Below are 19,492 nucleotides of genomic sequence, written 5' to 3'. Positions count from 1 at the left end.
TGTCGGGCGCTTCCGCCGCCCTGGCCCAAACCTCCCAAGTTCCCCAAGCCCCCAGGCCTCGCCCGCGCCCCAATCCTTTCCCGCCACGCTCGCCGGCCACGCCGTGCTGCCGGCCGACAGCGTCGCGCCGCTGCCGGCGGACGCGCCCAAGGACCTCGCCACGCCGGGCAAGTTCACCACCGGGCGCCGGGTCGAGGCGGTCGGCACGATCGAGGCGCAGTCGATGAGCCGGGCCACCAGCATGAGGCTGCCCCGGTTGATTCAGGTGGTCGTCGCAACGGCCTGGCGGCGGGCGGTGGTGATGCCAGGTCGGCGGCGTTCGGATCGGTGCCTTCGAGAGAAGCTGCGGTCGCCGCACCTCGGCTCTTGCGCTCGAACTCGTAAGGTCGCGCGCCGCCCACGGCGCCGGATACGAGAGCAAGAACCGGGATGCGGCCTCATCCAGGCCGTGCTGCGATGCCCCGAAATAAGAGGTGCCCGATGCTGTCGATCCGAGTTGGCTGCTGCCTGGCGGCGTTGCTCATGCCGCCGGCGTATGCGGCGGAGCCTGTCATGCTGGAGAGCGGCAGCTACGAGGTCGAGGTGAAGCTCGAACTGCCGCACCTGGAGGACATGACCGGCAAGAAGGTGGTCCGGCTCTGCCTCACCTCGGAGGCGAACGGCAACAACCACGGCATCGCGGTGCTCAGCGAGAACAACCCCCTGAGCCGGTGCCCGGTCTCCAACGTCCGCCAGGACGGGGGCGAGCTCACCTTCGACATCGCCTGCGAAGGCAAGAACTCGGCGCGTGCCAGCGCGCGCTACGTGCTGGCGCCGGCCTCCTTCCGCGGCCGCATCGCCATGCAGATGGGCGGCAAGAACATGACCATGACCGAGGTCCAGGCGGGCCGGCGCACCGGGGCCTGCGACGCCGGCAAGACCCCGGCCCCGTGAGCGGTCCCGACCCGGTCCGCCCGACCCGGCGCGGGTTCGCCGCCCTCGCCCTCGCGGCCGGTCCGACGCGGGTCACGAGGCCGGTCCGGGCAACCCGGAGCGGCCGGCCCGGATGCGGGCGGTCGACGACGCGCTCGCCGGACCGGGCTTCGCCGCCTTACGTCGCGAGGGGGCGCCGATGCGGGAGGACGTCGAGGCCGCGATTCTGCGCGTGCATTCCGCCGCCCACCTCCACCGCATGCGGGTCGCGGCGGAGGAGAGCCGCACCGGACCGGTCCACATCGATCCGGACACGGTCGTCTCCGCGGGAACCTGGGAGACGGCCCACTCCATCGCCATGCGAGCCTTGCGCGAGGCGGACGCCCTGCCGACCGGTGACATCGGCCTGCTGCGCGCCCTGGAGGACGAAGTGGGTCGCCCGACCGCCAAAGCCCTTGAGGTGCGCTCGGCGTCATGGCGGCCCTGGAGGTCCTATGCCGTGCTGCACCTTCGGGCGCACGACGCCGACCGGATCGCGGCGCTGCCACCGCGACCATCGACAATCCAGAAAACGGCAAAAACGATACCGGAGCAAGGAGCGGGATGCGGGCGCGGCGGAGGCGTCGCAAAGATGTCCTCACGAGGTGGCGCCGAGCGGTGCCGCAGCCGACAACGCAAGGAGATGCCGCGATGTCACTCGCCGAACGCGCCCGCCCGCAGGCGCCCGTCGCGCCCCCCGGCCGACGACGCCGTCCAGTGGACGGCGCTGAGGACCCGCGACGCCCGGGCCGACGGCAGCTTCGTCCACTCGGTCCGGACCACGGGCGTGTATTGCCGGCCGAGCTGCGCGGCCCGACCAGCCCGGCCCGAGACCGTCGGCGTCCACGCGACCTGCGCGGACACCAAGCCGGCCGGCTTCCGCCCGTGCAAGCGCTGCCGTCCGAACGAGCCCGCCCTGGCCGAGCGACAGGCCGAGGCCGTCGCCCGCGCCTGCCGCCTGATCGAGGCGGCCGAGACGATGCCGGCGCCGGAGCGCCTCGCCGAGGTCGCCGGCATGAGCGCGTTCCACTTCCATCGCGTGTTCCGGAAAGGTGCCGGCATGACCCCGACTGCCTATCGCAAGGGCGACCGGGTGGTCCGCTCGGACGGATCGCCGTCGGGTTATCGCCGGGGCGTCGAACGCAAGCGCGACCTGCTGGCCCGCGAGGGGGCGGCCCGATGAGCGCGGCGACCGCACGGCCCGCGGCCGAGCCTCACATCGTAGACGGTCTCGACTGGCCTCGCATCGAGGCGGAGCTCGACGCGGTCGGCTGCGCCGCCACGGGCCCGCTCCTCGACGAGGCGGAGTGCTCAGCCCTGCGCGGCCTCTACGATGACGACGCCCGCTTCCGCAGCCGGATCGTCATGGCCCGGCACGGCTTCGGGAAGGGGGAGTACAAATACTATGCCCACCCCTTGCCCGATCCGGTCGCTCGGTTGCGGCCGGCGCTCTACGAACGCCTCGTGCCGCTGGCCAACCGCTGGAACGCGGCGATGAGCGTCGACGTGCGCTATCCCGCGGGGCACGAGGCTTTCCTGGAACGCTGCCACGCGGCCGGCCAGGGACGACCGACGCCCCTGCTGCTGAGGTATGGGCCCGGCGACTACAACTGCCTGCACCAGGACCTTTACGGGGAGCACGTCTTCCCGCTTCAGGTCGCAATCCTGCTGTCCGAACCCGGACGCGAGTTCACGGGCGGCGAATTCGTGCTGACCGAGCAGCGCCCGCGCATGCAGTCCCGGGCCGAGGTGGTCACCCTCCGCCAGGGCGAGGGCGTGGTCTTCGCCGTCCATACCCGGCCGGTGCAGGGGACCCGCGGTACCTACCGGGTGAACCTGCGCCATGGAGTCAGCCGGGTGCGCTCGGGCGAGCGCTTCACCACCGGCATCATCTTTCACGACGCCAAGTAGACGACAACAGGACGAGCCCTCATGCCCTGACGCTGCAAACTGATCCGCGCCAAACGCAAGTTTTTTGGGCATCTGCGGCTGGCCCGGTTTTTGGTCATCGACCTATGCAAGCTCTCGGGTTGCGGCAGATTGGTTGGCGGACCCGCTGATTGCGGGCTGCTCGATTTATGCTCTATCCTGTATTGTGGCAAGCTTGCGATCGGCGCCACGCTGGGCTCACAGACGCTCGCTGGAGCGCGCCGGCATCGCCGGCGTCTTCCACGAGCCGGCCTGCTTCACCTCGAGTAGTTCGAACCCAGCTGCGAACATGTCCTGCGTCGCACAAGGGCCGCTGCGTCGGGTGGCCCAACTCTCGGCTGCGCTCTGTCTCCTACCCTTACCCATCGTCGCCACGGCGCCTAGTCAGTCACCGTGGCGTCGCCATCACAGCGAGAGCCCGAGATCGGGGTCCTGCTCCGGATCTCGCTCCTGCGCCCTGCTCATGAAGCGCCCCCGGAACAGCGAGCCGTCCTCGACATAGGAGGCGACGAGGCGACGAAGCCGCGCCCGGTCGAGGTCCGGGCGCGGTATCCACCGACGGACGTGCCACCGTTCTCTGGCGCATTCGATCCCGTGCGCAGGGTCAACGGCGAGCCGGCGTCGCTCAGCGCGCGGATTGCGGAGATCGAAACCACGCTCGGCACTTTATGAAGTTCACAACAAGCGCGCTTTTCATCGCAGCGATCACCTGCGTACCGATCACGTCAATGCCGGAACTGAATGCGTTAGACACGCTCGCATGCGCCATGACACTATCGTTTTAAGCAACGTCCGAACCAGAATCTCAGAAATGTTCTCAGCAACTAGAGCGCGGGTCAGTTCCGCCGTGTGCGCGGCATGCCTCGTCGCGTCTCCCGTCTCGGCGCAGAACCAGGGCGACACCATCCAACTCGAGGAACTGGTGGTCACCGCCAACAAGCGCGAGCAGCGCCTCGACAAGGTCGACGGTGCCGTCTCCGCCGTGACGGCGGCGCGGCTCGCCGACAACGATGTCCGCGAGGTCAGCGACCTCCAGAAGGTTCTGCCCGGCGTCGTGATCGCGAATCGGGGCAGCAGGCCCTTCGCCAACGTCACGATCCGCGGCATCTCCTCGCCGGACTTCTACAACCCGGCGGTACAAGTGTATGTCGATGGCGTCCCGCAGGCCTCGGCCAACTTCGCCCAGGACCTGCTCGACGTCAGCCGGATCGAGTTGCTGCGAGGCCCGCAGGGCAGCCTCTACGGGATGAACGCCTTCGCCGGCGTCCTCAACATCACCACCGAGAAACCACGCGAGAAACGCATCGACGTCTTCGCCACGGCCTCCGAACGGCTGTTCGCGACCGGCACCGCGACCACGAGCGTGCTCGTCCCCGAGACGCTGTTCCTCGATCTCGGCTTGAAGGAGCGCTACTTCACCGGTCAGATCCGCGACATCGACCGTAACCGTAACGACATCGACTGGTCGAACGGGCTGCTCGGGCGCGCTGCCCTCCGTTATGCCCCGCTCGGCGGTGACTTCGATGCGAATCTTTTCGCCTCCCACGACACGGTGCGTTCGCGCGAGGAGACCTACATACTGGACTCCGACGTCAAGCAGCGGGTGTTTCGCTCCTCCGTCATTCGAATCCCCTACAGCTTCCTTGACCGCGAGGTCACGACGGCCGGCCTGACCATGAACTACCGGCTGAACGACGTCACCTTCTCCAGCGTGACCTCGTTCCAGGGCGTCAATCTCCAAAGGCGCCTGTTCGGGGTGTCCCTGCCTGAAACGCACCAAGTCCTCTATCAGGAGTTCCGCGCCGCCTACGATGCGGGCGGCCCATTGAAGGGCGTTGCCGGACTTGTCTTCTTCGACAACCAGTTCACGCTCAGCCGTCTGGGCACCCGCAACGCCGTCGATGCGAGCAGCATCGCGGTCTTCGGAGAGGCGACCTACTCTCTTACTGACCGGCTCGATCTCACCGTCGGAGCCCGCTTGGCCTATGATTGGTCGGCGACCCGCTTCAATGGGGCCAGCTTCGGATTCAACTTCAACAACGACGCCGACTTCACCAATTTCCAGCCGAAAGTGTCGCTCGGCTATCAGGTCGATCCGACGACGCGGATCTACGCTCTCGTCTCGCAGGGCTACAAGCCGGGCGGCTTCAACCGTGTCGCCTCAAGCCCGCTCGATGCGGTCGCCTACCAGCCCGAAACGGCCTGGAACTACGAGGTCGGCGCCCGCACCGACATGCTGGACGGCATGGCGACCGTTTCGGGCGCGTTCTACCGAATCGAATCCTCCAACCAGCAGATCTACACCGGCCCGGTCGGCTTCCAGGTCCTGCGCAATGCGGCGGAAGGCACGAGCACCGGGGTCGAGATCGAGCTGGCCCTGCGGCCCACCGACCGCCTGACCCTGACCGCGCAGGGCGCGCTCGGCCGCTCCGAGTTCTCCGGCTACACCGATCCGGTCACCGGCCAGCGCATCGCCGGGGGTCGCACGCCCTATGCGCCGGACCTCGTGACCAATCTCGGCTTCCGCTACCTGATCGACCAGACTTGGATCCCCGCCCAGATGGCCCTGACCGGTGCCGCCCGGACGGTGAGCCGGACCTATTTCGACCCGGCCAACGCCTTCTCGCAGGGTTCCTTCACGACCTTTGATGCCGGGCTCGATTTCACCTTCGGCACCGCCTCGACCCTGCGCGTCTTCGCCAACAACCTGACCGACCGGACCTACAGGACCTACAGCTTCGGCTACGGTCCGACCACGTACGCCACCATCGGACAGCCGCGGATCGTCGGCGTGTCGTGGCGGACGCGGTTCTGATGGAGGCGGCCCGCGACATGGCCCCCCGGGCACCCGCGCTCGCCCCGGTCCTGGCCGCGGTCGGCGGCCTCGCCGTCACACAGAGCGTGGTGTCGGGCATCGCCTTCGTCGGCCTGCCGGCGATCATACGCGAGGCGGGGCTATCTCTCGACCGGATCGGCCTTGTCTACCTCCTCTACCTCCCTTGGGTGCTGAAGTTCCTCTGGGCTCCCGCCGTCGAGCGCTGCCGGCTGCCGCCGGACGGCAGGTTGCCGACTGGGGGGATCGTCGCCACGGGCACGGCGGTCGGCGGCACAGCGAGCGGGGCGCTCGCGGCACGGCTCGGTTATCCCGCCTGCTTCGGCCTCGCAGCAGTCATTGCGCTCGCGGCGGTCCCGGCGACTGCGCGCTTGGTCCGGCATGCCCCCCGATAGCGCCGAGCCCGCCGGGCCGTCCCGGGGACCGCCAGCCGCGCCACCTGCGGGGGGCCTCGGCGCGACTTTCGCCCGTCTCGCCGTCCTGCTGGCTAGCCGGCCCTGGGCGGCGGTATCCTCGATCGCGCTCGGTATCCTTGCCGCGCTCCTCGGCCTCGCTTGGCAGTTCGGCGTGAGCCTGCTGATCATCGAGACCCTGGAGCCGGCGCCGGACGGCGCCCGGATGAGCTGGACGCTCGCCGCCGTCGCAGCCGCGATCGTCGCTGGACGGCTCGCCTTCCTCGGCTCGACCGCCCTGTCGCACATGATCGCGATCGACGTGCAGTTGGACCTGAGGCTGCGGATCGCCGATCATCTGGCCCGAGTCCCCCTGTCGGTCTGCGAGCGCTACGGGACCGAGGCGCTGCGCCGGCTGATCGTCGACGACGTGGAGAGCGTCGAGGACGGCTTGGCTCATCTGGTGCCGGAGGCCACGGCGAACTTCGTGGCGCCGTTCGTGGTCATCCTGGCCCTGTTCGCCCTCGATTGGCGCCTCGCACTGGCCACGGCGCTGCCCGTCGTGGCGGGTCTGGCCGTCATGCGGGCGATGACGCGACACTCCGCCGACATCACGCGCGCTTACACCATGAGCGGCGCGGGGATGGCCGTGGGCGCGGCCGAGTACGTCGCGGGCCTGCCGACGCTACGCCTGTTCGAGGGAGGCGACCAAGCGCTCGCCCGCTTCCGCGCGCTGAGCGAGCGTTATCTCGCCGTCATCGCGCTCTGGGTTGAGCGCGTCCTGCGCGCCAGCTCGCTGCTTCAGGTCTTCGTCGGCTCCGGCCTCCTGTTCGTGCTGCCGCTCGGGCTCTGGCTCCTGGCGCGCGGGGACCTGCCGGCGGCACACTTGGTGCTCTTCATCGTGTTCACGCCGAGCCTCGGCTCCCTGGTCACCAAGCTGCCGAACTTCGCCTTCCGCTTCGCACAGCAGAATGAGGTGCTCGGTCGGATCGACGCCGTGCTGGCCGAGGCCCCGCTTCCTCTGGCGGCGCTGCCCGGGTGTCCGGCCGACCGGACCGTCCGCTTCGAGGGTGTGGTCTTCCGCCGCGAGGGGCGGCCTGTGCTCGACGGCATCGACCTCACGCTGGCGCCGGGCACCGTGACGGCGCTCGTGGGCTCCAGCGGCGCCGGCAAGACCACGCTCGCCAACCTGCTTCTGCGCTTCCACGACCCACACGAAGGCCGCATCACAATCGGCGGCGTGGACCTGCGCGACATGAGCCAGGAGACCCTTTATGGTCTGGTCGGTACGGTGCCCCAGCACCCCTGGCTCTTCTCGGGAACGGTGGCCGAGAACCTGCGGCTGGCCGCGCCCGAGGCGGACGCGGCGGCCCTTGCCGGGGCGCTGGCGGGCGCCCGCGCGGCTGACTTCGTCGCCGCGATGCCGCTGGGCGTGGACACGATCCTCTCCGGCGGGGGGCGCGCGCTCTCGGGCGGCCAGCGCCAGCGCCTCGCGGTCGCGCGCACGCTGCTGCACGATGCCCCGATCCTGGTCCTCGACGAGGCGACGGCCGCGGCCGACCCGATCAACGAGCGCGAGATCCAGCGCGGGCTCGGCGCGCTCGCCCGGGGTCGCTGCGTGCTTGTCATCGCGCATCGCCTCGCGTCGATCGTCGACGCCGACCAGATCGTCCTCCTTGAGGAGGGGCGGATCGCCGAGAGCGGGGACCACGCCGCGCTGCTCGCCCTGGGAGGCCGCTACGCCCGGTTCTGGGCGCTCCAGAATGGCGACGTCACACCGGAGTCCCTCCCCCGTGCCACAGCCGGCTGAGCCTCCCGCGCTCTGGTGGGGCGACCTGACCCGGCGCATGCCGCGGCGTGCGCGCGGCCGTTACCGCGTCGGACTCGCCGTCCTGGCCGCGGACGCCGCGCTGGCCGCGGTCCCGCTCCTGACCGGGGCCTGGATCATCCACGGGCTCGCCGCCGGGATATGGACGGGCGCACGTTCCGTGGCCGCGGTCGCGCTCGTCCTCGCCGCGTTCGCGGCCCGGATCGTGGTCATGCCGATCGGGTTCGCTCGCGGGTTCGAGTCCGGATACCGGGCGGTCGCCGAGTTCCGGCTTGACCTGTTTGCGCACCTGCGCCGGCTGAATCTCGGCGCCCTGGCGACGATCGGCCCGGGCACCCTGTCGGACCTCGTCACCAACCGCTTCCGCTGGCTTGAGGAGGAGGCGGGCTACGGGCTCGGCCGGCAGATCGGCCACTTGGCCACGGCCGTCGTCCTGGTGACCGCGCTCACGGCCGTGCACCCGCTGTTCCTCGCGGCCGCGCTCCTGCTGGCCGCCGCCGCCGCGCTCGTCTACCGCGCCCTCGACAGGGCCTTCGCCGCGCTCGCCCGTGATCAGGCGCGCCTGGTCGGCGAGACGGCCGACGGCATGGTCGAGTTCCTGTCCGGGCTGCCAGTGCTGCGCACGATGGGCGGGGTCGACGCCCGGCAGGGCGCCTATCGGCGCCAGATCGACCGGCTGCACGGCTTCTACAGGGGGACGATCATGACCGTCACGCCGCTTTTCAGCGCGGCGCGGATCACCCTCGACCTCGCGGTCCTCGCGCTGGTCGGGCTCGCCGTGGCGCTGTTTGCCCACGGCGCCGTCGACGCGCCGGGTCTGGCTGTCGCCCTGATCCTGTTGCTGCTGCTGCTGCCCCTCGAAGCCTCCCTCGGCGAAGGGTTCATGCTGCGGCTCGCCAACGAGGCGCACGGCCGGGCCTCGGCCATCCTGGCCCGGGACCCTTTGCCGGACGGGCCCGAGGCGGCTACCTTGGGCGACATCGGCTTCGAGGGGGTCCGGTTCGGATATGGCGGCCCCGTTCCGGTTCTCGACGGGTTCGATCTCGTCATCCCCGCGGGGCGGGTGACGGCGGTGATCGGTCCGAGCGGAGCGGGGAAGTCGACCGTTCTGTCGCTCCTGGCCCGGGCCTTCGACGTCGAGGCGGGCCGGATCACCGTTGGCGGCGGGGACATCCGCGCAGTGTCCCTCGACCAGCACCTCGCCCGGCTCGGCGTGGTCCCTCAGGAGGTGTTCATGCTCGCCGACACCGTGGCCGAGAACCTGCGCCTCGCCCGACCGGACGCAACGCCGGAGGAATGCCGCGCGGCGGCACGAGGGGCTTGCTGCGACGGGCTGATCGAGGGACTGCCTTACGCCTACGAGACGCTCCTCGGCGAGGGCGGCCGCGCGCTGTCGGGCGGCGAGCGCCAGCGGCTGGCGATCGCCCGTGCGCTCCTCAAGGACGCGCCGATCGTCCTCCTTGACGAGGCGACGTCGGCGCTCGATCCGGAGAACGAACACCGGATCGTGGAGGGGCTGCGCACCTTGTTCCGAGGCCGCACCGTGGTGATGGTCGCCCATCGCCTGCAGACGGTCGCCAGCGCCGATCACATCGTCGTCATGGACGCCGGCCGCGTCGTCGATGCCGGCGCCCCGGCCGAGCTTGAGGCGCGATGCGCTCTCTACAGGGAGCTCTGGGAGGCCTATCGCGATACGGCGCGCTGGCGACTGACAAGCCCGGACCGACTCGCACTCCCCGCGCAGGAACGGGCGTGATCCCGGGTGAGGCGAGCGGTGCTCGGCGGACCCGGTCACATCCCGCGAACGGGCGGCCTCGGACCCGAGGCCGCTCCGCCGGGATCCATCGTCTCTTCCGTCGCGGGGGGCTCAGCGGCGGCGCGCATACAAGCTGGGGCGGACGCCCTTGGCTTCGCGGAACACCTTGCTGAAGTGGCTGAGGTTGCCGAAGCCCACGGCCAGGGCCGCGTCGGTGACATTCATCCCGCCGTCGAGATGGCGCGCCGCGGTGTCGAGGCGGATCTTGGTGAGGTAGGCGTGGATCGGAAGACCGACGAGTTCGCGAAACCCGAACTTGAGCGGCTTCTCGCCCAGGCCGACCTCGCGCGCGAGGCGGCCGATCGTCCAATTCTCCTCGTAGCGCTGCTCCAGTCTCGCGCGCGCCTGCTCGACTTTGGAACGATCGCTCGGACGCAGGATCCCGCCGGGTTCCCGCCGACGGCTCAGCGTCTCGATGGCGGCCCCCAGAGCCTCGATGACCTTCCCGTGCAGGATGAGGCGCCGGGCGATCGTGTCCGTCCTCGACGCCACCATGATCTCGGCCGCCAAGCGCAGCAGGTGACTGGAGGCAGGGAAGCCGGCCAGCAGCAGATCGGTCGCATCCAGCGGGTGGGCGTTCCAGAGTCCCAGATCCGTATCGTCCATGCGTCTCAGGAAGCCGCCCTCGAAGCGCACGTCGATGAACTGAAACTGTCGGCCGCCATGCAGGGTGTTGACCCCCGACGCCCGATCCCTGCATCGAAACAGGATGGCAGTGCCCGGCGCGACATCGACAGGGGGCACCCCACGCGCAGAGAGCGTCCCGCGGCCCTGTAGGAAAACGCTCAGGGAGAACGTCGTCGGCCCGTCGAGGGCGAAGGTCACGTCGTCGGCGAGCGGCGCGTCGACGACCGTCAGTGCGATGTCGTCGGCTAGATGGTCGGTATGGGCGTGTTCCGACCACCCAAGGCGATCCAGCCCCTGCGCTACGATCGCTCGCCACCCCTCGCCGGGGACCTTACCCTGTGCTGGCGGATACTGGCCCGAGCCCACAGTACACCCTCTCCCCGGTCTGGTTGGTTGCCCTAGGGTCGATCGCAATATGTTTGGAAATGTAGATCGTCAAACGAAAATTTATATGAAAAACATCTATTATATGTATTTATAAAAATTCTAGACTGTGTTTGCGCCGGAAGATCAATAGTAATATAAGAAATTATATTATCTCAAATCGATTTTTCATGAATCAAATCGCAGAAATCAGCAGCATCAATGCGCATTTGCAAACTTATGAATGATCTCATGCCGACACGCCGGAGCAAAACCAAGCCGGACGCTGATATCCGGTTGCACGATGACATGATCAAACTGGAAGGATCTCGCCTGTCTCGAGGTCGAGGAGATCGACACCGACCCGGATTTGCTTCGAGCCGCCCGTGCCGTCGCGCCGGCTTCGGGAGGATCTGAGGCGGTAGCTGTCGCCGTTCAGGCTCAGGACGCTGATGTGGCGGGTCAGCCGGTCGAAAAGCGCTGAAGCCGACGGGCTGGCCTACATGAGCGTCCCGGCCAGCCATCGGATCAAGTTCTCCATCATCGATTCGCTGGAGCGACCGAACGGCGAGATCAAGCACAGGGCCGAGGTGGTCGGCATCTTCCCCAACCAAGACGGCCGCCGCCTCATCGGCACGATCCTGCTCGAACGGAACGACGGGTGGGCCGTCCAGCGCACCCGCCCCATGAGCCTGGAAAGCATCGCCCCGATCGGCGATATTCCCCTCGTCAGCCCGCTCACCCTGGCAGCCTGACCGATCCGGCCCAGCCGGTGATCGTGGTGCCCCTCGGCGGGTAACACGACGCCAAGGGACACGCCCCCCGCTGCTTCACATTTCCCGGCGCGGACAAACTGTGAAAGCGGGACATCAGGCGCCCTTCCTGTGGCCCACAGTCGGGTTTGCGACACGCTCCCTGCCGTCACCCGGGGACAACTGCCACGCCACAATCGTCAGACCTTGATGCGTCGTCGGAAGATGGCGGCCGGGACAGGGCTGTGCTCGATCGGAAACATGTCGAAATTCGCCTCCCTGGCCTCGTCAGCCAGTTGGCTCAAACCGAAGGCGTGCCACTCGCGCTCGATGATGAAGCGGCGGACGATGCGGGAGCCCCGGAGGATCTCGCACCGCATGGTCCAGACGATGGTGTCCTGCGCGCCCGGCCGCCCCGATAGCCAGATCTCGTAGCGCTGCTCGCCGACATCCGCGCTGGCCACCCGCGTTTCGTCGACGACCTGCGGAGCGCCGACCCGCATGAGGTCGGCGAACACGAAGCCTTCCTCGTCGAGGCATCGTTGCAGGCGGAGCCAGAACGCCCGCCGATCCTGCCGACCCAGGAAACCGATGGATCCGAAGGCGAAGGCTGCCGAGAGCCGGGATGGAAGCTCGGCCTCTTGGAAGCGCCGATCGCAGACGGTGACGCGGTCGCGCATCGTGCGGTTGGCGAAGACGCGCGTCATGAGGCCGACGCGCATCGACGCCGACGGCTCGATCGCCATGACGCTCACATGAGGAATATGATCGGCGATCAACGCCGTGCCGCGCCCCGTTCCCGCACCGATATCGACGACGTGCCCGGTCATGCCGGCCGCGTCCGCCAGCGTGCGCAGGATCGAGTCGCGTCGCTCCGACCAGTGCTGCTCGCTCAAGATCTCGTACAGCTCTGCCGTCTGAGCATAGGCATCGGCCTCTTGGTCCGGGTGCGTCGATCCCATCGTATGGCTCTCATATCGGTTGGCATGATCGGGGGTGTCGCGCGCGGCCGGAAGGTCGCGGGGCGGACGTTGTCGCGCGCGACGGCCGGCCTCTCCTCGGCGAGGAGAGCGCGGGTCGAGCATATCGCGGCTGGGTTGCTCAAGTATAGCATAGATTTCTGAAACAGCCCCGATGACGGCACCCAGCACCCCAGAACCGTTAGACATGCCATCCTGAAATTCCGACAACAGAGACACGGCACGGCTAGGAGGTATTTTCACGAATTAGAACATTTAAAATGACAATTTGCTCTTTTTAGCCGCTAAAAAGCATAGAAATGCCAAAAAGAAAGCGAATCTGATGCAATAATAACTACAAAGTACCTGCCATCATCACCTGGAATGGCTGGGCATGAGAAATTCCTTGTGCCCGTGGCCAGCGCATCTGAAAACTGGAGGAGTACATGGTAAATACTAAATTAATAAATTTAAACCTCTGATATAATCCCCACCTTCAGCAGAAAACATAGATAAGCCATGGATCCATTTATCGATACGGCATCCTGGCCAGTGGTCAGGCTTCACATGCCGGACCACGTGCCCGACGCGAGCAGCGAGATCCTGCTGAACGACCTGAAGGCGCTCTACGCCAAGCAGGACCGCTTCGTGCTGATCATGACCGGCGCGGAGCTGCCGCAGAACTCGCCGCGCTTCATGGCGGACTACCTCGCCTGGAGCCGGGAGACGGTCGCGCTGCAGAGCAGATTCTGCGCCGGCGCGGTTCGCGTCGAACCCGGTCCCGAGCGGCGGCGGACCTACGAGAAACAGGCCTCGGCGCTGAACCAATCCGGCAAATCGCCCTACCCCTACTCCGTCGCCGCGAGCCTTGAGGCGGCGCTGCTGACCGCCGCCGAATGGTTGAAGATCAATGCGTGACAGCGACAGATCGTCGGAGACGCTGAAAAGCGAGCTGGCGCGAAGCCTGCGGGTGCCGGTCGACGCGATCGACGATCACACCAACCTGATCGAGATCGGCCTCGACTCGCTCTGCGCGATGCAGTGGCTCAACACCTTCCGGAAGCGAGGCTACAGGGTCTCGCTCCGGGAACTCTTTGGCCGGCCGACATTGGCCGGTTGGGAAAGCCTGCTGAAGAGAACGGGCGCCGAATCCCGGGGAACGTCACCCGCAGATCTCCCGTCCATGCTGGACGGGCAGCCGTTCCCGCTTAGCGCGGCGCAGCACGCCTATCTCGTGGGCCGCGATGCCAGCCAGTCGCTCGGCGGCGTCGGCTGTCACCTCTACCAGGAGTTCGACGGGCCGCGGGCAGGGGGGCGTGCCCTCGAACCGGCCGCCGTCGAGAACGCCATCCGCGCTCTGCGGCGGCGGCATCCCATGCTGTGCACGGCCTTCCAGTCCGACGGGACGCAGCGCTATGTCGGGCACCCTGACGGGTTCCACCTACGGGTCGAGGACCTGCGCGGCGCGGATCCGGCGACGACGGATCGCCGGCTCGCGGAGCTGCGCCGCGAGCACGGGCACCGCGTCCTCGACGTGGCGCGCGGAGAGACGCTCGACTTCCGGCTCGTTCTTCTGCCGGAAGGCCGCCACCGCCTTTGCGTCGACCTGGACCTCCTGGTCGCCGATGCAGCTAGCTTTACGCTGCTGTTCGACGAACTGGCGGCGCTGCTCGACGGGCGCGACCTCCCGGCTCGTCCGCGGGACTACGACTTCCGCAGCTATCTGGCCGACCTGGAGAGGCGCACGGCGGACGAGCGCCGCGCCGCCCGGGCCTTCTGGGACGAGAGGCTCGCGGCGCTCGCGCCCGCGCCGAACCTGCCGCTGGCGCGCGATCCTGCCGTGAGCGCGCCGGTGCGCGTCACACGACGCCGCCACCGCATCGACGACGGGGAATGGCGGCGTATCGTGACACGCGCGCGCGATGCCGGTTTCACGCCGTCGACCGCGCTGGTCACCTGCTTCGGCCACGTCCTGGGGCGGTGGGGCGGGCAGGAGCGGCTGCTCCTCAACCTCACGCTGTTCGACCGCCTGTCCCTTCATCCGGCCGTGGACGGGATGCTGGCCGATTTCACGAGCATCCTATTGCTCGACCTGGATGTCGGGCCCCGACGTCCGTTCGTCGACCTCGTGCGCGCCAATCAAGAGGTCTTCGCGCAGGCGCACGAGCACCGTCACGTCTCGGGCGTCGACGTCGCGCGCGACCTGCGACGGGCCGGCAGCCACCCGCACGGCGCGCCCGTGGTGTTCACGAGCAATCTCGGCCGCCCGCTGTTCGGCCACTCGACCGACGGCGCGCTCGGCGTGCCGGGCTGGGGCATCTCGCAGACACCCCAGGTCTGGATCGATCACCTCGCCTACGAGAACGACGGCTCCGTCCACCTGCAGTGGGACAGCAACGAAGCGCTCTTCCCAGACGGCCTCGTCGCCGCCATGTTCGACGCCTACGTCGCGGTGGTCCGCGGTCTGGCGGCGGAGGATGCCGTCTGGACGGCGCCTCTCCCGGACGCGATGCCGGAAACGCAGGCCGCCACGCGCCGCCGCGTCAACGCGACGTCGGCCGAGCGCCCGGCCGGTCTTCTGCACGAGGGCGTCTTCGCCCGCGCCGCGGCGACGCCCGGCGAGACCGCGATCGTGCACGGCGACGACGCGCTGACCTGTTCCGAGCTCGTCGATCTCGCCCGCAGACTCGCTGCGACGCTCCGCGCGCGGGGCGTCGCGCCCGGCGACCGCGTCGCGATCTGCATGGACAAGGGCGTCGGCCAGATCGTCGCTGCGCTCGGCATCTTGCAGGCCGGCGGGGTATTCGTGCCGGTCGCACCGCAGCAGCCGTCCGAACGCCGCGCCGCGATCTACTGCGGCGCAGGAGTGCAGATCGTCCTGACCTGCTCCACCGCCGATGACCGCGACGACGAGGGCGGCCCCGCCTGCCTGACGTGGCAGAAGGCCTGCCGGGCCGAGCCATTGGCTGAGCCGGTCGCCGTCCCGGCGGACCGGCCGGCCTACGTCATCTACACGTCCGGCTCGACGGGCACCCCCAAGGGAGTCGTCATCTCGCACGCCGCAGCGCTCAACACCTGCGCCGACGTCACCCGGCGCAACGGGGTAGGCCCCGGCGACCGCGTGCTGGGCTTGTCGGCGCTGCATTTCGATCTGTCGATCTACGACATCTTCGGGGTGCTCGGCGCGGGCGGCGCCCTCGTCCTCGTCGACGAGCAGCAGCGCCGCGATCCGGCCGCCTGGTGCGCGGCCATCCGCACCCACGGCGTGAGCGTGTGGAACACCGTGCCGGCGCTGTTCGACATGCTGCTGACTTACGCCGAGGGCGTGGGCGCCGACGCGCCGGCCAGCCTGCGCCTCGTGCTGCTATCAGGCGACTGGGTCGGGCTCGACCTGGCCCCTCGCTATCGCCGCTTCCGTCCGGACGGCCGGTTCGTGGCCATGGGCGGGGCAACCGAGGCCGCGATCTGGTCCAACGCCTTCGTCGTCGACGCAATCGACCCGGCTTGGCGCTCGATCCCCTACGGCTTTCCGCTGGCGAACCAAGCGTACCGAGTCGTCGATCCGCTCGGCCGCGACTGTCCCGACCGTGTTCCGGGCGAACTGTGGATCGGCGGCGACGGGGTCGCGCTGGGCTATCTCGGCGCGCCCGAGCGCACGGCCGAGCAGTTCGTCGAGCAGGACGGCGCGCGCTGGTACCGCACCGGCGATTTCGGCTGCTACTGGCCGGACGGGACGCTCGAGTTCCTCGGGCGCCGCGACCGGCAGGTGAAGGTCGGCGGCCACCGCATCGAACTCGGCGAGATCGACGCGGCCCTGCGCGGCCTGCCCGGCATCCGCGGCGGACTGACCCTGGCGCTCGGCGACCGGGACAAGCGGCTCGTGGCCTTCGCGGTGGCCGGGGACGGTGCGGACCAGGACCGTCTGGACCTCCCTGCCGTGCTCGCGGCGACGGACGCATCCCCCCTTCCGTCCGCCGATGCCGGCGACGAGGGCCCCGTGGCCGGCTTCCTCCTGGAGCACCTGCGCCGCGAGGGCATCGACTTCTCTACGCCGATCTCGGCCGACGACGTGCTCGTCCGCTACGGCGCGCAACCCGCTTGGCGGGGCCTGTTCGAGCGCTGGCTGCGTTGGCTGGCGCAGCGGGGCGCACTGGCTGCGGTCGCGGTCGACCGCTTCGCCCGCGGCGGGATCGAGGCCGAGATGCCGAGCGACCCCGACCTCGCCATGCACCACACGCTCCTGCGAGACATCCTGCACGGCCGCGCGACCCCCCTCACGATCCTCGACCATCCCCGGCTCTCCCCCGAGGCCCTGCAATGCGATGGCCCCGGTCGCGCCGCGATCGCGCGGGTCGCGGCGATCGTGCGCGCGATGGCGGCTCGGCTCGGCCGGCCTGTGCGCATCGCCGAAACCGGTGCGCGCAGCGGCATGGCCGCGGAGCGGCTGCTGGCGAGCCTCGACCCGGACACGGTCTCCTATCTCGGGATCGAAACCTCGCCGGACATGGTCGGGCGCGCCCGTGCGCGCCTCGGTGGGTTCCCGAACGCCGAGGTCGTCACCGCGGCGCGCTCGCGCGGGCGCGAGCGGTGGGCCGACCTGCTCTGGCTCAACAACCACCTGCACCGGCTCGACGATCCCGGCGAGGGCCTGCGCGACGTGCTCGGCTTGGCCGCGAGCGGCGCTCTGATCGTCGTCGCCGAGCGGCTGCGGCCGACGGCGCGTGCGCTCGTCGGCGCCGAGCTGCTCGAACCGCGGGGCCTCGCCGAACGGCTCCACGCGGTCCCGTTCTGGCGCGCGGCCTGCGAGGCCCGCGCCCTGTCGCTCCTGCGTGCCGACGAGGGGCCCGACGCGGTGCTCCTCTTCCTGCACGACACGGCTGCGCGCGGACCCGACCGGGCCGCGCTGCTGGCGGGTCTCGCACGCAAGCTGCCCGCCTACATGGTTCCCCAGCACTTGCACCTGCTCGACAGTCTGCCGCTGACCGCTAACGGCAAGATCGACCATCAGGCACTGGCAGGGATCGACGGCGGTGGTCGGTCGTGCCCGACGACCGCGGGGGAGGACCCGTGCGGGGAAGCCGAGCGGGCCGTCGCGGAGCTGTGGACCCGCCTGCTCGACGTCGAGCGGCCCCACCGCAGCAGCGGATTCTTCGAGGACGGCGGCGACAGCCTGCTGGCGACGCGCTTCGTCGGCGAGCTGGCGAAACTCGGCTTCGTGGCAGAGCTCCACAACCTCTTCGCGCGACCGCGGCTATCCGATTTCGCCGCCAGCCTGCGCCGCAGCGCGACGGGCGCGGCGCCGGAACCGCTGCGCGCCGATCCGGCGGCGCGCCACGAGCCGTTCCCGCTCACCGAGGTGCAGCAGGCCTACGTTGTCGGCCGCTCGCCCGCGTTCCCCCTGGGCGGCGTCGGTGCACATTTCTTCGTCGAGTTCGAGGTCATCGACCTGGATCTCGACCGGTTCGCGCGGGTCTGGGACCGCCTGATTGCCCGGCACGACGCGTTGCGGACCGTGGTGCGCGACGGCTGCCAAGTGGTCCTCGCCGAGGTTCCCGCCCTGGCCATCGTCCGCCATGCCCTGGACGACCTCGACGGCAGGCAGGCCTCGGACCTGCGCGGGCGCCTCTCGCACCAAGTGCTCGATCCCGCGCGCTGGCCGGTCTTCGATGTGCAGGTGGCGGAGGACGGGAGCGGGCGCAGCCGCGTCTATGTCGGTCTCGACAACCTGCTGCTCGACGGCCTGAGCATGCAGATCCTGCTCGCCGAACTGGAGCAGCTCTACATCGACGAGGCGGCACCGCTGCCCGTGCTCGACATCGGCTTCCGTGACTACGTGGTGGGGCACGGAGCCGCCGAGACGGAGGCGGACCGCTCCTACTGGAGCGAGCGCCTCCCCGGCCTCCCGCCCGCGCCGCAGCTTTCCTTACGCGCAGATCCGGCACAACTCCGCAGCCCGGTCTTCGCACGGCGCAGCGCGCGCCTGAACGCGCGCGACTGGGCCGGCTTGAAGGGCCAAGCGAGGGACCTCGGCATGACGCCCTCGGCCCTCCTCCTATCCTGCTACGCGGCCGTTCTCGGCGCTGGGAGCGCGCGACCCGACCTGACGATCAACCTCACCCTGTTCGACCGCGCGCCCGTGCATCCCCACATCGAGCGTGTGCTGGGGGACTTCACCTCCCTGCTGCCGCTGGCGTGGCACCCGGAGGCGACGCTGGAGGCCGGCGCTCAGCGCTTGCAGCGTCAGCTCGGCGAGGATCTCTCGCACCGTCGCGTCTCCATTCTCCGTCTCCTGCGGGAACTCAGCGCACGCGATCGCGCCTTCGCCGTTGGGCTGCCGGTGGTCTTCACGAGCGCGATCGGCTTCGACACGAGCCGCTTTCTCCACCATGCCTCGTGGCTGAGGCCCTGCTGGGGCATCTCACAGACACCGCAGGTCTGGCTCGACCACCAAGTCTACGAGTCCGACGGGGATCTGTGCTTCAACTGGGACTTCGTCGAGGCGCTGTTCGCGCCGGAGACGATCGACGGCCTGTTCGACGCCTATGTGCGCCTCCTCAGACGCCTCACCGTCGAGCCGGACGCGTGGACGGGTCCGCTCGACGCGCTGGTGCCGCCGCGCGCCGTGCCGCCCCCGCGCGCGGCCGATCCGATCGCGGCCGACCCGATCACAGCGCCGGCTGGCCCCGCGGCTCCGGCGCAGGTCGCGCTGGTCCGCGGTTTCTTCAAGGAGGTCGTCGGCCGGGACGTCGGGCCGGCGCAGAACTTCTTCGAGGCGGGCGCGACGTCGCTCCAGCTTGTCCAGCTCCACGGCAAGCTGATCGGCGCGGGTCACGACATCGCCGTGACGGACCTCTTCGCCCATCCCACGCCCTCCGCGCTCGCGTCGCAGATCGGTGGGGCCAAGGGGACCGATCACGCAGCCGCCGACCGGAGCCCGGCCCTGCAGCGGCGGCGCGACCGTCTCCACCGCCGGCTGGGTCATCGGCCGTGAGGCGCGGGCCCGCACATCCGCGGCCGCGCACCTCGCGGCATCTCGACTGGG

11 protein-coding genes and 1 pseudogene are annotated in these 19,492 nt (G+C 69.4%); 10 read left to right on the top strand and 2 right to left on the bottom strand.

Features of this window, described 5'->3' with window-relative positions:
* Nucleotides 1–552 precede the first annotated feature (552 nt).
* From VQ03_RS18045 to VQ03_RS18015, 7 genes are all read left to right on the top strand, one after another.
* Nucleotides 553–933 (top strand): DUF3617 domain-containing protein, encoded by a 381-nt coding sequence (locus VQ03_RS18045; RefSeq protein WP_245292119.1) that lies wholly within the window; start codon nt 553–555, stop codon nt 931–933.
* Nucleotides 934–1,045: 112 nt separating this feature from the next.
* The gene (locus VQ03_RS35305; protein ID WP_425350076.1) at nt 1,046–2,134 is read left to right on the top strand and encodes an MGMT family protein; all 1,089 of its coding nucleotides are present in this window, start codon (nt 1,046–1,048) and stop codon (nt 2,132–2,134) included.
* Entirely contained in the window at nt 2,131–2,862 is a 732-nt protein-coding gene (locus VQ03_RS18035) for a 2OG-Fe(II) oxygenase (protein WP_048452274.1), read from the top strand. The genes VQ03_RS35305 and VQ03_RS18035 overlap by 4 nt, the downstream gene beginning before the upstream one ends.
* Nucleotides 2,863–3,517: 655 nt before the next feature.
* Complete coding sequence (locus VQ03_RS18030) at nt 3,518–5,695, top strand: TonB-dependent receptor (RefSeq protein ID WP_157064154.1); 2,178 nt, start codon at nt 3,518–3,520, stop codon at nt 5,693–5,695.
* Nucleotides 5,677–6,108 carry an MFS transporter gene (locus VQ03_RS18025; RefSeq protein ID WP_048452272.1) on the top strand — a complete coding sequence of 144 codons (432 nt, stop codon included), beginning with the start codon at nt 5,677–5,679 and terminating at the stop codon, nt 6,106–6,108. Before VQ03_RS18030 ends, VQ03_RS18025 begins: the two co-directional genes overlap by 19 nt.
* Nucleotides 6,095–7,915 (top strand): ABC transporter ATP-binding protein, encoded by a 1,821-nt coding sequence (locus VQ03_RS18020; RefSeq protein WP_083468076.1) that lies wholly within the window; start codon nt 6,095–6,097, stop codon nt 7,913–7,915. Before VQ03_RS18025 ends, VQ03_RS18020 begins: the two co-directional genes overlap by 14 nt.
* Nucleotides 7,899–9,689 carry an ABC transporter ATP-binding protein gene (locus tag VQ03_RS18015; protein ID WP_167376108.1) on the top strand — a complete coding sequence of 597 codons (1,791 nt, stop codon included), beginning with the start codon at nt 7,899–7,901 and terminating at the stop codon, nt 9,687–9,689. Before VQ03_RS18020 ends, VQ03_RS18015 begins: the two co-directional genes overlap by 17 nt.
* Before the next feature lie 111 nt (nt 9,690–9,800).
* Here VQ03_RS18015 and VQ03_RS33140 read toward each other — a convergent pair whose 3' ends face one another.
* Nucleotides 9,801–10,742 (bottom strand): helix-turn-helix transcriptional regulator, encoded by a 942-nt coding sequence (locus VQ03_RS33140; protein ID WP_157064151.1) that lies wholly within the window; start codon nt 10,740–10,742, stop codon nt 9,801–9,803.
* A 476-nt stretch (nt 10,743–11,218) separates the two neighbouring features.
* Here VQ03_RS33140 and VQ03_RS33135 point away from each other — a divergent pair.
* Nucleotides 11,219–11,494: pseudogene (locus VQ03_RS33135) on the top strand (transposase); the annotation flags it as partial.
* 197 nt (nt 11,495–11,691) lie between these two features.
* Here the strand turns inward: VQ03_RS33135 and VQ03_RS18000 are convergent.
* A complete protein-coding gene (locus VQ03_RS18000; protein ID WP_053078642.1) occupies nt 11,692–12,453 on the bottom strand; it encodes a class I SAM-dependent methyltransferase in 762 nt (253 codons plus the stop codon).
* A gap of 564 nt (nt 12,454–13,017) precedes the next feature.
* On the opposite strand from VQ03_RS18000, the gene VQ03_RS17995 reads away from it, so the two are divergent.
* Both VQ03_RS17995 and VQ03_RS17990 read left to right on the top strand, forming a co-directional pair.
* A complete protein-coding gene (locus VQ03_RS17995) occupies nt 13,018–13,368 on the top strand; it encodes a hypothetical protein (RefSeq protein ID WP_208605522.1) in 351 nt (116 codons plus the stop codon).
* Nucleotides 13,361–19,441 carry a non-ribosomal peptide synthetase gene (locus VQ03_RS17990; RefSeq protein ID WP_048452269.1) on the top strand — a complete coding sequence of 2,027 codons (6,081 nt, stop codon included), beginning with the start codon at nt 13,361–13,363 and terminating at the stop codon, nt 19,439–19,441. Before VQ03_RS17995 ends, VQ03_RS17990 begins: the two co-directional genes overlap by 8 nt.
* The last annotated feature ends 51 nt before the right edge of the window (nt 19,442–19,492 follow it).

This window comes from Methylobacterium tarhaniae, assembly GCF_001043955.1.
GTDB classification, from domain to species: Bacteria; Pseudomonadota; Alphaproteobacteria; order Rhizobiales; family Beijerinckiaceae; genus Methylobacterium; species Methylobacterium tarhaniae.
This window is presented reverse-complemented; position numbering and strand designations above follow the sequence as displayed.